Annotated in this window: 9 protein-coding genes; 3 read left to right on the top strand and 6 right to left on the bottom strand. The window is 38.1% G+C overall.

The genetic code is table 11. The features are described 5' to 3' along the window. Window positions 1–40 precede the first annotated feature (40 nt). On the top strand, window positions 41–1075 hold the full coding sequence (locus tag G3I01_RS11360) for an AraC family transcriptional regulator (RefSeq protein WP_219547954.1): 1035 nt from the start codon (window positions 41–43) through the stop codon (window positions 1073–1075). A 400-nt stretch (window positions 1076–1475) separates the two neighbouring features. Further along, window positions 1476–3626 (top strand): M3 family metallopeptidase, encoded by a 2151-nt coding sequence (locus tag G3I01_RS11355; protein WP_219547952.1) that lies wholly within the window; start codon window positions 1476–1478, stop codon window positions 3624–3626. 73 nt (window positions 3627–3699) lie between these two features. Here G3I01_RS11355 and wrbA read toward each other — a convergent pair whose 3' ends face one another. Then, entirely contained in the window at window positions 3700–4302 is a 603-nt protein-coding gene (gene wrbA, locus G3I01_RS11350) for an NAD(P)H:quinone oxidoreductase (RefSeq protein WP_219547950.1), read from the bottom strand. Between the two features lie 103 nt (window positions 4303–4405). Here wrbA and G3I01_RS11345 point away from each other — a divergent pair, with 103 nt between their 5' ends. Beyond that, on the top strand, window positions 4406–4990 hold the full coding sequence (locus tag G3I01_RS11345; RefSeq protein WP_219547947.1) for a pseudouridine synthase: 585 nt from the start codon (window positions 4406–4408) through the stop codon (window positions 4988–4990). 70 nt (window positions 4991–5060) lie between these two features. Here the strand turns inward: G3I01_RS11345 and ggt are convergent, their stop codons facing one another. The 5 genes from ggt to G3I01_RS11320 form a co-directional block, all read right to left on the bottom strand. After that, window positions 5061–6770 carry a gamma-glutamyltransferase gene (ggt, locus tag G3I01_RS11340; RefSeq protein WP_219547945.1) on the bottom strand — a complete coding sequence of 570 codons (1710 nt, stop codon included), beginning with the start codon at window positions 6768–6770 and terminating at the stop codon, window positions 5061–5063. 132 nt (window positions 6771–6902) lie between these two features. Then, on the bottom strand, window positions 6903–7460 hold the full coding sequence (locus G3I01_RS11335; protein ID WP_257710567.1) for a biliverdin-producing heme oxygenase: 558 nt from the start codon (window positions 7458–7460) through the stop codon (window positions 6903–6905). Beyond that, window positions 7441–8001, bottom strand: coding sequence for a response regulator (locus tag G3I01_RS11330; RefSeq protein WP_219547943.1), 561 nt, complete (start codon window positions 7999–8001; stop codon window positions 7441–7443). Before G3I01_RS11330 ends, G3I01_RS11335 begins: the two co-directional genes overlap by 20 nt. A gap of 66 nt (window positions 8002–8067) precedes the next feature. Beyond that, complete coding sequence (locus G3I01_RS11325) at window positions 8068–10281, bottom strand: ATP-binding protein (RefSeq protein WP_219547941.1); 2214 nt, start codon at window positions 10279–10281, stop codon at window positions 8068–8070. A 7-nt stretch (window positions 10282–10288) separates the two neighbouring features. Further along, entirely contained in the window at window positions 10289–13951 is a 3663-nt protein-coding gene (locus G3I01_RS11320) for a chemotaxis protein CheB (protein WP_219547939.1), read from the bottom strand. Between the last annotated feature and the right edge of the window lie 193 nt (window positions 13952–14144).

The raw sequence follows: 14144 nt of genomic DNA, 5'->3' as shown, positions 1-14144 counted from the left end.
AATTTTAAAGTCATTTCTTTTAACCAACTAAAATGATCAAATGGATACTTATCATTTAGAACTAAATGATGTAGACGACATAATTCCGGAACTGGCAAATCACTTCGGGACGATATACAGCGAAAACCTGGGAGAGTTCATTTTAAAAATCCCTAGATCGAAGGGAGAAGGTCAAATTAGAGTTATAAACTTTCCAAATGGTATTGGCCTTTATACCTATGAATGTAAACTGAAGGAGGAACTGCAGTTGAACCTTTATCATCTTCATGCAAAACCCATTAGATTTATCTATTGTGTTGAAGGCTCTTTAAGCAGTAGTTTTGCACATAACGAGGAATGCACCTCGATCATTGAGCACGAGTACATTATTGCTGCTCCCAAGGAACAGGAAACTCATAACCTTCATTTTCCTAAAAATGAGGAAGTGGTGCTATGCTATCTTGAAATAGACCGACTCAAGTTTCAGGAGTATCTATCATTCGACCTTAAGCAGCTGGAACCTATTTTCTTTGACTTGTTTAATGACCACAGTGCCAAAGAAAGAATTTCAGAAAAATCCAGTTTCAGTTTTAAAACGGCAGAATCTATCAAGGAGCTTAGAAACAGTGATATTTCAGGATTTCCAAGGATCAATTTTATTGGAGCCAAAGCGCTCGAGATCCTGAGTTATATGCTCAACAGCTTCAAACGAAATGATTCCAGAACAAATCAATTAGGCCTGAAAGAAAAAGATAAAAAAGCCATTGAGAAGGCGGTCGAATATATCGATGCCAACATATCTAATACTGGAACCGTGACCGACCTCTCTAAAGTTGCGGGAGTGAACATCAATAAGCTTCAGGAAGGCTTTCAAACAATTTTTGGAAAAACGGTGAATGAGTACATCAGGGACGTTCGTCTTACCAGGGCTCTGAATATTTTACTGGCAGGAAATAAAAATGTTAGTGAGGTTGTGTATGAACTGGGTTTATCCAGTAGAAGTTATTTTTCGAAGATCTTCAAAGAAAAGTATGGAGTTTCTCCCCGGAAAATACTGGCCAGAAAAGTTCCTAGTAAAAATCTGGAACAAAAATAACCCATACCCTAAACAGCTGATAAATAGCGAATAAAATAAAAAATAGGGTGATTCTCCCCTTTCTTTATAAGCTTTGGTATAGTACTTTAGTAGTGTTATTCTAAAAGCGAAAATCCGTTTCTGGAATGGGAGGTCACAAGGTATTAAAGGGGTCATCATTTATCATTCAAATATTCAAAACAAGCAGCCCGGTGACAATGAAAACACATCTTTTCAATTTCCATATTCAGTTCAAATTCTGTCCTTTCCTGAATTAGCCAAATAATAAAAAACCGGATTTTCGCTTTTCGGTAATTATTGGTTTGTTTATAAACTACAATCCTATAGATTCTACTTCCCTTGACTCCAAAAAAACACTAATTGTTCGTATATTCAGGCCTGTTTACAAATCAAATTTATAATGAAATTACACATAAAAAAAGGCTTGAGTGTTTTTGCTCTTGTCTCTATTATTGGCTATTGTAATGGCCAGGAAAATGAACAAAAATCTATGAATAATCCTTTGCTAGCTGAATGGACGGGGCCCTATCAGGGAGTTCCGGCCTTCGATGAAATGAAAGTTGACCTTGTAAAGCCTGCCATTCGAAAAGGTATGGAAATGCATCTTTCAGAAATTGAAAAGATCACAGCAAATCCAGAAGAACCTACTTTTGAGAATACCATTATCCCTTTAGAAAAAGCCGGGGAAGAACTTGACCGGGCTTTTACTTATTATGGAATATTCAGTAGTAATATTTCAAGTCCTGAATTTAGAGAGGTTCAGAGAGAACTTGCACCTGAGATCTCTGAATTTTCTTCCAAGATAAGTCAGAACGAGGAACTTTTCAAACGTATAAAAACCATCTATGATAAGTCACAAAAGGACCCTCTCGATGCTGCAGAACAAAGAGTAATTGATCTTATCTATGAAGATTTTGCCATGCAGGGAGCTGAGCTGAACAAAGAGGATAAGCAACGATATGCTGAAATAAATAAAGAGCTATCAGGTTTATACACGAAGTTCTCAAATAACGTACTGGCAGATGAAGAAAATTATGTCATCTATCTTAGCGAAGATCAACTAGATGGTCTTCCTGAATCTTATATCAAGTCTGCCGCCCAGGCTGCTGAAGAGCGAGGGGAAAAAGGCAAATATGCAGTGACCAATACGCGGTCCTCAATGGACCCATTCCTTACTTATTCTACAGAAAGGGAATTGCGCGAAAAGGTTTGGAAAAATTACTATTCCCGCGGTGATAATAATGATGAATATGATAATAACGAAATAGTTAAAAAGATCCTGAAGCTTCGTGATGAAAGAGTTGAGCTTTTAGGGTATGATAATTATGCTGAATGGAGATTACAGAACAGGATGGCAAAAAATCCTGAAAATGCCATGGACCTTATGATGAAAGTCTGGCCGGCAGCCCTTGCCCGGGTTGAGGAAGAGGTTCAGGATATGCAGGAAATTGCAAATACTGAAGGTGAGGATATTACCATAAAGCCTTGGGACTATCGCTTTTATGCTGAAAAAGTTAGAAAGAAAAAATATGACCTGGACAGTGAAGAAGTGAAACAATATCTGGAACTAGGAAATCTAACCCAGGCATTGTTCTTTACTGCCGGAGAGTTATTCAATTTTGAATTCACTCCCGTGGAAGAAGGAACTGTTCCTGTATTCCATGAAGACGTTAAGGTATGGGAAGTGACAGACAAAGATTCGGGGGATATCATTGGTCTATGGTATCTTGACCCATATGCGCGCCAGGGAAAAAGATCTGGTGCATGGGCAACCACCTATCGTAGTTATAATGAACTGATGGGAGAAAAGCCTGTACTCGCTTCGAATAACTCTAATTTTATTGAACCTGCGCCAGGAGAACCAGTTCTGGTTTCGTGGGATGATGCTGAGACATTTTTCCATGAATTTGGTCATGCCCTGCATTTCCTGTCTGCAGATATAAAATATCCTACCCTAAATAGTGGGGTTAGAGATTATACCGAATTTCAGTCTCAGTTATTGGAAAGATGGCTCTCAACAGATAAAGTGATCAATCAGTTTTTAAGGCATCATGAAACCAATGAAGTGATTCCTGAAGAGCTTGTGAAAAAGATCCAGAAAGCTTCTACATTTAATCAAGGATTTGCAACAACTGAATTTCTTGCGTCTGCAATCATGGATATGAAATATCATACTACAGATCCAGATAAAATAGATCCAGATACTTTTGAAAGAGAAACTTTGAAGGAGTTGAATATGCCGGAAGAGATAGTAATGCGTCACCGTACCCCTCATTTTGGACATGTTTTTTCAGGTGAAGGATATGCTACTGGATATTACGGTTATTTATGGGCAGATGTTTTAACCTCAGATGCGGCAGAAGCTTTTGCTGAAGCACCAGGCGGGTTTTATGATAAGGAAGTAGCCAACAAACTGGTTAAATATCTATTTGCACCTAGAAATGCCATGGATCCGGCTGAAGCCTATAAGAAGTTTAGAGGTCGAGATGCCGAAATTGATGCTCTTATGCGGGATAGAGGTTTTCCAGTTCCTGAAGACAAAAAAGAATAGACTTAGAAATTTATAATAAAAATGCCCTGAGATTTCAGGGCATTTTTCATTTTATACATTAAGCCAAAAGCTCTTAGCTCATTCCTTTCTTTATACATTCAGCAATATTGATTGCACGTTTCACCTGGTGTGCAATAGATGTTTTTGACTTTTCATCAAGATTCTCCACTCCTCCATCTGTACTGAATCCATATGGATTTCCACCAGTTTTAAAAAGTTCCTCTGATGTATATCCCGGTGCAGCCACTATAGCGCCCCAGTGATACATGCTTTTATAGAGAGAAAGCAAGGTGGTTTCTTGTCCACCATGTGGATTTTGTGCACTGGTCATCCCTGAAACTACTTTGTTTACCAATTTCCCCTGGCTCCAGAGACCACCGGTAGTATCGAAAAAAGCCTGCACCTGTGATGGCAAATTTCCATATCTCGTGGGAATACTAAAAATTATAGCATCAGCCCATTCTAAATCTCCTAATTCAGCTACTTCTATATCCTGAGTTGCCTGATGATGCTTTTTCCAGTCATCATTTGACTCTATAGCTTCTTTTGGAGCAGTTTCTTTTATTCTCCTTAATCTTACATCGTTTGTTCCTTCAGATTTAGCAGCTTCAGTGGCCCATTCTGCCATTTTATGGTTTGTACCTGTAGCGCTGTAATAAATGATTGCAATATTCATAATTATATGTTTTATTTAATCTTCACTGTAACTTAATCAGATTACTTGAAAACAACCTTTAAATTTATTATAAACTTTAAGGTAAATATCTATATTGATCCTAATGCAACAAGAATTTCACAAACATTTTAAAATTTACAAGCCCTATGGCTACCTAAGCCAATTCATTACTAACCAGAAGTCTGCCGGAAAATTTAAGTTATTAGGTGAGTTATATGATTTTCCTGAAGAGACTATGTCTATAGGAAGGTTGGACAAGGATTCCGAAGGACTGCTATTATTGACAACGAATGGAAAACTGAGCACTAAGATAACTGCCGGAAATAGCGAAAAAGAATACTATGTTCAGGTTGATGGCAAGATCACCGAGGAAGCGATTTCCCAGATTAAAACCGGGGTTGAAATAAGTATCTATGGAAAAGCCTACCAAACTAAAGAATGTAAGGCCGAGATTCTGAAAGAAAGACCAGTCTTCCCCGAACGGGCCAAAAAAATTAGAGATGAGCGCCATGGACCTACAAGCTGGATCAGTGTTACTTTGACCGAAGGTAAATTCCGGCAGGTTAAAAAAATGACCGCGGCGGTGGGCTTTCCTACTCTACGACTGGTAAGGGTGCGAATTGGCCGTGAAACTCTTGAGAATATGGAAGCCGGTGAAGTTATCCCAAGAACAACTTTTGATCTTTGATTCTTATCAATTTTAAATTTAATAAGCTGAACCTACCAATAATCGGAAGTTTTCGCGATAAAAAATTTTATCAATACCCCACAGCTTTCCCATCATAGCTTCTCGAATCTGCCGCTCCTTCCAGTAATCCGGTTTCAGGATCTATATAAATTCCCATAGCCTGACCTTGTGAATTTCTGGTCTTTGTTTCATGCCCCATCTCTTCATAGATCCTTTTAGTATCGGGTGAAAAACCCCAATCTTCGAAATAAGTCACATCTGGCAACCATTGATGATGTAACCTTGGAGATTCAATGGCCTTTGCAATATCAAGCTGATAATCTATTACGTTCAGAATCACCTGCAAAACTGTATTTATTATTGTTCTACCTCCCGGTGAACCAATAATAATAAAAGGTTTTCCATTTTTAGTAACTATGGTCGGGCTCATACTCGAAAGCATTTGTTTTTCAGGCTCGATCTGGTTAGGTTTAGTACCAATTCTTCCTTTGGAATCTGTATAACCTGGAATAGCATTGAAATCACCCATTTCATTATTCAACAGAAAACCTGCTCCATCCACTACGATTTTAGAACCATAGGATTGCTCTAAGGTATACGTAAGTGATACCGCATTTCCATCACTATCTATAACGGAAAGATGTGTGGTTTCCGGGCTTTCGTAAATAAGATGACCTTTATTAAAATTTGTAGAATCGCTTACAGAGGCTAAATTTTTCCTGATCGAATTTCTTAAATCTTCCGCATATTCTTTTGAGGTCAATTTTTCCAGAGGCATTTGGTCATTGAACTTAGGGTCTCCCAGGAATAAGGCCCTGTCTGCAAAAGCCCTTCTCATAGCTTCGGTAATCAAATGTAAGCTGGCAGCAGAATTATGACCTTCATTTAGCAGATCATAACCTTCCAGTATATTTAGCATTTCCACGACTGCGACCCCGCCAGAACTTGGTGGTGGCATACCTATAATACCATAACCTCGATAATTCCCTCTTATAGGTTCCAATTCTGCCGCTTCATAGCGCGAAAGATCCTTCTTCGTAATAATTCCATCGTTCTTCTTCATAAAATCTGCGATTAATGAAGCAGTCTTGCCCTTATAAAAACCTTTTGGTCCCTTGTCCCTAATTCGTTTAAGTGTTTCCGATAGATCTTTTTGAACTAGAGTATCACCGGGCTTCAGAGCTGTATTCGGGTCTTTAAGAAAAACTTTAGCGGTAGATGGATAGTCGGTTTTATTATTTAATACCCAGTTAGAAAACCTGGCGAGAGGTGAACTAACCACAAAACCATTTTCAGCTATATCTATTGCCGGTTGAATAAGTTTTGACCATTCCAGTTTTCCAAATTTTTCGTGAGCTGCGTAAAGTCCAGCGACCGTGCCGGGAACTCCCACAGAAAGAATTCCTTCATGATTTGAATTATCCTTCACCTTACCGTTCTCATCCAGATACATTTCCCTTGTTGCAGCCAGTGGAGCTTTCTCCCTGAAATTAAAAGTAGTGGCCTTCTCATTGCCGTAATGAACCAGGAAACCGCCGCCACCAATATTTCCGGCAGAAGGCAAAGTTACTGCCAGTACAAATGCTGTAGCAACCGAAGCATCAACAGCAGAACCTCCTTGCATCAATATATCATTACCCGCCTGCGAAGCCAGGTAATGACTGCTCACCACCATCCCGTTTTCAGCCGGAACCGGGATCCTTCCTCCCTGGGCGCTTAGTTGAAAAGAAGTAGAAAAAATTAATAGGCAAAAAACAAGGCTGCGAAAAATATGATACATCTATCTGGATTTAGGATTCTAAACCTAAATAAAAAAAACCGGATAAAAAATAAGCTTTCTTAAAGGAGAAGGTTCCTTTAGCCAGATAGTATAATTAGAAGACCAAATGATCTCTAAAGAAATATAAAAATATTAGCAGTTTGTGTAGTCTAATTTAAATGCTTCACCAAAAAGCAGGAAGGTTTGCATTGCCTTATTTACAGCCAGGTCTATTTCTGATTCAGAAAATTCACGCGATCTTAAAAATTTCAAATATTCATTCCAGCCTTTTATACTATCACGTTTACCGTTAAAGAATTGCTGTTCAGGAATTTCATTAGAAAAATCACATTTTTTAAGTTCCTTGCCAATAAGCATTCCCCCCATAGCTGAACCTTCAATCACGTAAGCTGCACCAATAGCCTCAGCTTCAGAATTACAAGAAAAGTCCATGGGACAATCAAAACTTTCAACTCCAATTCCCTGAAGATCCTGTTTTAACCTTTGGGTTTTATCGCTCGAATATTCCGGTAAGAATTTAATTATCTCTGCTTCCGCACATTCATAAGCAACAAAATTCTGAAAAAGCAGGGCTCTGTATTCATTCAGGCTTATGGATTGATCCATTATTTTATTGGCCAGATTATCTTTCTCCAGCTCCCGGTGTAATTCTGCAGTTTCCTCCCGTAACCTATTCAACATCTTCATCATCGATCCTAAACTGATTTATCGCATTCCTAATCTTTTCAACATTCTCCCTATGCTCCAAATTATCCTCATTGATCTTATCCAGATAATCATAGATCTGGTTTACGGTGATCTTATTATCCCTAATTCGATCTCTTAACTCATCTCTTGCTACCATATTGATCACCACCTTTTTAAAAAGCGGTTCTAATTTCTCTGCAAGATTGTTCATGTGCTTTTTGAGAATGTAACCGGAGGCTCCATTCAATATCGTATTTGCGGCAAGTTCTTCATCATTGATGGTACCGGTTATAAAGATGAATGCAATATTCTCATCGTAATCTTTCACCAGTTCCATTACCTCCAATCCAGTACAGGTAGGCAGATTATAATCTGAAAGAACCACATCTGGAGCGAAATTTACCAGAAGTTCCTGGCATTCCTCAAGATTATCTGTCACTTCGATCTCTGGAGTTTTGACAATTTTTTTTATTTGTCTTTGAATCAAGGCGGCATCAGTCTCAAGGTCTTCTACCAATAATATTCTGAGAGAGGTATTAATCATTATTACACTGGGTATAAAAAGTACACGAAAATATCACAAAGCTGTTTAACTGACAATTTTGAATTGTTAAACATAAAAGTAAAAGGTTGTTCCTTTTCCCAGCTCACTTTCTGCCCATATTTTCCCATCATGCTTTTCAATGATCTTTTTGACAATGGCAAGTCCGACTCCTGTTCCTTTGAAATTATCTCCGGAAAACCTGGAAAAAAGATCAAAGATCTCTTCACTATATTTTGGATCAAAGCCTACTCCGTTGTCTTTAACGTAATAAACCGTTTTTCTATCCAGGATCGTGGTTCCTATTTCAATCTGGGGATTGCTGGATCTTTCGCTATATTTAAGAGCATTAGTAATAAGATTGGCCCATACCTGCCCTAACATCCTTTTATCGCCCACAATTTTGGGCATTCTTTCCTCAACCTCAATTTTAGTATTGGGATAATTTGACTTCACATTGAAGGAAACAAAAATATCCTGGATCATATTATTGGCTGAATTAGTGGTCTTGCTAATATCGTTGTTGGATACCCCTGCAAAATCAAGAATATTATCAATTAGATCCTGCATCTCTTCCACCGATCCTAAAATAGTATCCACGGCTATTTGACCTTCTTTTTGCAGATCTGCGTAATGATCTTCTTTTAGAATATGTGCATAACCATCGATTCCCCTTAGCGGTGCTTTTAGATCGTGAGATAATCCCTGGCTGAATAGTTCCAGTTCGTTATGAGCATCTATTAATTGTTCATTTAATTTATCGATTTCTTTCTTCTGGTTTTCCAGAATAACATAACTAATACTTTCGCTTAACTTCCTGGCTCCGCTTATTTCAAAATCCTTCCAGGTATCGGAAACACCTGTTAACTCCTGAGTCCATTTTTCGAAAGATTTCCTTGGAGTAAGACGTTCTTTTTCCTCATCATAGGTTGCTTTATTTTCAGGATTACCACCCCAATCGACGGTCTGAACAACTTCTGGCCTGAACCAGATTAAAAAATCACGATCTCCCTGGCCTAACCTTACACTCAGGATACCTGATCCTGTCTCCTTGAAATTCTTTGCTTCCGGATAATACTGTAGAAGATTCCTGGTGAAAAAGAGACTATCATTTTTTCTGGCCAGAAAATTCCCGATAAGCTTTTTTATCTGAGTTTTTTCTGGGGTATTTCCTACAAGCTTAATCTTTCCATTCAGAACAATTGCGGCGCCAGAACAGGGAAAAAGATCGGTGACCTTAACAGGAAAATTACTTAATCCCTTTTTAATACTGTCTTTTTGATTTACCTGATTGATCAGTTTAACCCTTAGATCATCAAGCTTTTCAATATTACTTACAAAACTATTTGAATTCTTTAAAGACAGTTCATTAGAAAATATCTGAATCAAAAATTCACACGTCTGCCGCTGATAATAATTTATATATTTTGAATCATAATGGTGGCAGGCCAATAAGCCCCATAACTTACCATTGCTTATAAGAGCAGCGGTAAGGGATGCTCCTACCTTCATATTTTGTAAATATTCAATATGAATTGGTGAGACCGCTCTTAATTTCGAATTACTAAGATCCAGGGGATTTCCATCTATTGGAGAAAGCGTAGGGATTATCTTTACCGGTGAATAATTTACATCTGTAATAATACGAACCCTGTTTTTAAGAAATAATTCCCGGGCTTGTTTGGGTATATCACTGGCAGGATAGTGCAATCCCAGCCAGCTTTCCATATCTTCATTCTTCTCCTCAGCGATCACCTTCCCGTTCCATTCTTCATCAAACTTATAGATCATGACACGATCATAACCAAAAATAGATTTCGTGATCTTTGCAGCGTCTTCACAAAGTTCAGCGGGAGATTCTGATGCGCTTAAAGTATTTAAAAGGCTGGATAGATCCTTCTGAAAATCGTAACTGTTCTTTTTTGCGTTTACAGGCTCAATATCAAGGATCAGGTTTTCTCCTGAAATATGAGGAATAACCACGAAATCCTTATTATTGATGGTGGTTTCCTTTACTTCAAAAACCCCATGACCCACTACCGTTTCCCTCAGTTCACTGGATAATTCTGCTTCTAGTAGAACGCTCAGATCATTTCCTAAAAGTTCTTCCGCAGAGATTCCGAAAATATCTTTACAGTTCTCACCCACCTGGGTGATCGTACCGTTAGATTTATTACAGGAAACAAGAACCCCATGGGATTGGGTCGCTGCAATAATATGTATAGGTTCTTTTTCGCAACTTGAGAGATCTACTTTTTCAGGATACTGAATATTTTCAGGCATTCTAATCTTATGCTTTTAATTTAAAATAGAAAGTACTTCCCACACCTTCCTGCGAATCCACCCAAATGGTACCTTCATGTAAAAGCACGATCTTCTCAACATGCGCCAGGCCTACGCCGGTTCCTTCCATATCTTCATTTCCAGGCACACGATTGAATATTGTAAAAATGTTTCTTTGATCTTCTTTAGAAATTCCCAACCCGTTATCCATAATGGAGAATACCCAGTAATCATTTTCCTTATAAGACGAAATTCTTATCTCGGGATCACGGTCATTCGGGACATATTTTATGGCATTACTAATAAGGTTTTGAAACAACAGCCTGAGCTCTACTTCATAACCCCTCAACTTTGGAAGGGCGCCCGTGTGAATTTTGGCATTGGCATCCCTAATACTCTTACCAAGGTCATATTTTACAACCTCAACAATTTCTTTGGTATCTACCAATGTCTTTTCGCCATTCTTCCCTATCCTTGAATGCTCCAGTAATGCGCGAATTTGCGCTGAAAGTCTGTCTGAAGCATTTTTGATATACTTAATATAGTTCTCCCCTTTTTCATCCAGCTTGCTGGCGTACATTTTCCCCAGAACGTCACTACCAAACTTGATAGTAGCCAACGGCTCCTGAAGGTCATGAGAACAGATGGAAACGAATTGCTCCAGATCTCTATTTGCTCTTTCGAGGTCACTTTTCTGCTCCTTTAATTGCTCCTGAGCTTTCTTAAGGGCAGAAATGTCTACACAGGTATATCTTATAGTAATTAAATTGTCATTTTCGTCTTTCTCTGCAGTAGCATTAAGAATTACAGGTAGAATCCTTCCTTTATTGGTAACCATGTTCTGCTCGAGATTTATCAACTCTCCAGATTTCTTAATGCTCGTTTTGAGTTTCATCGCGGTTAACTGCGAATCCTTATCGAAAAGTTCATGGATAGCTTTACCAATTAGGTCATCCTTAGTATCATAACCTAGCTTCTGAACAGCTTTCTTATTACACTGTACAATTTTAGAGGTCTTAGGATCCACACTTACGTGCAGCACTGGATCATCCTCATAAAAGGATTTAAATCTCTGTTCACTGGCAATCAGTTTCTCTTTGGATTTCTGAATGGTCTCAATATCGATAAATGAAATTACTACTCCATCTACCTCATTGTTAGAATCCATATAAGGACTAATCCTTTGCAGATAGTTCTTTCCTTCTCTAGAAACTATGTGTTTTTCTAGTGTTTTACCATTATTCAAAACTTTCTGACATCTATCCAGGAAACTTTGCTTTCTGGTTAGGCCAAAACTGTTGGTAAAGTTATCTATAGGTCTTCCTATATCACCATTAATAAGACTGAAATGCTTTTTGATCGCCGGTGTAAACTTCCTGATCTTAAAATCTGAATCAAGGAAAATAACCCCGATATCGGTACTTTTCAAAAGGTTGTTCATGTCTGCGTTTAAAGCAGCCAGATCATCCATCTTCTGAATATTCTCAGCGTTAACGGTATTTATTTCTTCATTTACACTCTGCAGTTCCTCATTGGTACTTTGCAGTTCTTCGTTAGAGGCCAGCAGCTCTTCATTTGCTGCCTGCAATTCTTCATTACTCGTTTCTATCTCTTCAAGCGAAGTTTGCAGGTCTTCCTTGGTGCTTTTTAATTCATTTTCAAGGCTGGCTACATATTCTTTTGTTTGATTGGTAGGGCTTATCTTCTGAACTTCTTCTACCTTATCAAAGTTGAGCTCCTTCTCTATAAAAGTAATAACGTAATTGGTCTCACCTTCAAGAGAATGATCTGTGAATGGTTTAATCACGATATCGGCTCCAATATCCCCGCTTTTCTGTTTTATTACCGCATCACGGTACACAACCCTTTCCTTCTGCTTATGCGCTTTATTGAATGTAGACTGTACGACATATTTAAGATCGCTGTCTAGCATATCCAGAAGGTTTATAGAAAAACCGGTTAAAGGTAAATTGGCATATTTGCGGAATTCACCTACTGCCTGGAGAATATTATAATCTGAATCTACGAACACCGAAGCTCCACCAAATTGTTCCAGAATGGTTTCGTTAAGTTCGGTTTGCAGTTTCTGCCTTATAGGATTACTGGCCTGGTTCCTGAATCTCTTCCTATCTCGCTCTGTTTTATTCTCAAGTAAAGAAGCATTCACTCCCCCGGTTGCATTAGCATGACTAATACCATTCTTTATTCTTGTACTTGGCTTAATGTTTTTGTAGATCTTCCACCTACGGTCTATTTCAGCAAAATTTTCTTTGTGACTATGTACACTTTCACTGGTTCCAAGAACAAGAACTCCATCCTTTTTAAGTGCATAGTGCAACATATTCATGGCCTTCTTTTGAATACTATTTTGAAAATAGATCAAAAGATTTCTACAAACCACAATATCCATATTACTGAATGGTGGATTCTTAATGATATTATGCCTGGAAAAAATTACAGTCCTTCTAATCTTTTCAGAAACCTGGTAACCATTCGGTTTACTGAGGAAATATTTCAGCAGAAGATCTTTGGAGACATCTGCAACAATACTTTCAGGATAAATTCCCTTGCTCCCAATATCCAGGTGAGGCTGAGAAATATCTGTAGCAAAGATCTTTATCTCAAGATCTTTCCCCTGCTTATCCATTTCCTCGTGCAGGCACATGGCAAAAGAGTATGCCTCTTCCCCTGTACTACAACCTACATCCCATAATTTAAGAGTTTCACCATCATTTTTTTCTTCAATAAGCTTTGGAAAAACATCTCTTTTAAGGATTTCCCAAACTTTATCGTCGCGGAAGAATTTGGTCACACCAATGAGGAATTCCCTGTACAGGATCTCAACTTCTTCTTCTTCAGATTGCAAGTATTCGTAATACTCCTTTAAATTCTTACATTTACAGATATTAACCCTTCTGGCTACTCTTCTAGCAAGCGTTGCATATTTATATTCTCTAAAATCGAGGCCTGCTTTCTCATCAATGTAATTAAGGATCTTATTTAATTCCTTTTCGTCATACTTAACATCACCATCTTCAAAATGAAAAATTGGTGGTGCAGAAATAAATTCCTTTAATTCGGGGCCCATTTCCTCTACCGGAAGAATATAATCTACAAGGCCAGTATTTATGGCGCTTTTCGGCATCCCATCGAATTTAGATTCGGCAGGATCCTGTACCATTACCATTCCGTCATTTTCCTTTATGGCTCTTACACCTCTGGTACCATCACTTCCAGTTCCACTCAAAACAATACCAATACTTTTTTCCTTGCGTTGTTTCGCCATAGATTCAAAGAACATATCTATAGGAAGGTTCAGGGTCTGGTTATTTGGTTTATCAACAAGTTTCAGGGCATTACCATCCAGGATCAGATTATTCGCCGGTGGAATTAAATAGACATGACCCGGTTTGATCTCCATTTTATCTATTATCTGAACTATAGGAAGATTTGTATTCTTTTTAAGAAGTTCCCCCATCATACTTTTATAATCGGGCGATAAATGTTGAATAACAACATAGGCATTCTTATCACCGGCAGGAATATTCTTAAAAAAAGCTTTTAAGGCTTCCAGGCCACCGGCACTTGCACCAACCGCAACTATACGGGTCTGTTCAACATTATTTTCTTTTACAGACTCAGCTGTAGAACTCTCTTTAGTACTTTTCATTAATCTGAGTAGTAGGTTTTTACTTGAATAATCGAATAGATTATTCACAATCTGTAATTATAAAATATTTTTCTTGAAGCAAATGATACATTTCAAACAATTATTGCATCAAAAGCCTGTATTTCTAAGTGATTCCCGGTTATCGGGCTACTTTTGCTGAAATTTTCATGCCAGAATTTAATATCTCGTTCCT

It is taken from the genome of Gramella sp. MT6, from assembly GCF_019357415.1.
In the GTDB taxonomy this organism is placed as follows: domain Bacteria; phylum Bacteroidota; class Bacteroidia; order Flavobacteriales; family Flavobacteriaceae; genus Christiangramia.
The sequence above is the reverse complement of the archived record's forward strand: the minus strand, read 5'-3'. Positions and strand labels throughout refer to the sequence as shown.

Coding starts and splice junctions, on each gene's coding strand:
- G3I01_RS11360 (WP_219547954.1), top strand. CDS start 41: ATGGATACTTATCATTTAGAACTAAATGATGTAGACGACATAATTCCG.
- G3I01_RS11355 (WP_219547952.1), top strand. CDS start 1,476: ATGAAATTACACATAAAAAAAGGCTTGAGTGTTTTTGCTCTTGTCTCT.
- wrbA (WP_219547950.1), bottom strand. CDS start 4,302: ATGAATATTGCAATCATTTATTACAGCGCTACAGGTACAAACCATAAA.
- G3I01_RS11345 (WP_219547947.1), top strand. CDS start 4,406: ATGCAACAAGAATTTCACAAACATTTTAAAATTTACAAGCCCTATGGC.
- ggt (WP_219547945.1), bottom strand. CDS start 6,770: ATGTATCATATTTTTCGCAGCCTTGTTTTTTGCCTATTAATTTTTTCT.
- G3I01_RS11335 (WP_257710567.1), bottom strand. CDS start 7,460: ATGATGAAGATGTTGAATAGGTTACGGGAGGAAACTGCAGAATTACAC.
- G3I01_RS11330 (WP_219547943.1), bottom strand. CDS start 8,001: ATGATTAATACCTCTCTCAGAATATTATTGGTAGAAGACCTTGAGACT.
- G3I01_RS11325 (WP_219547941.1), bottom strand. CDS start 10,281: ATGCCTGAAAATATTCAGTATCCTGAAAAAGTAGATCTCTCAAGTTGC.
- G3I01_RS11320 (WP_219547939.1), bottom strand. CDS start 13,951: ATGAAAAGTACTAAAGAGAGTTCTACAGCTGAGTCTGTAAAAGAAAAT.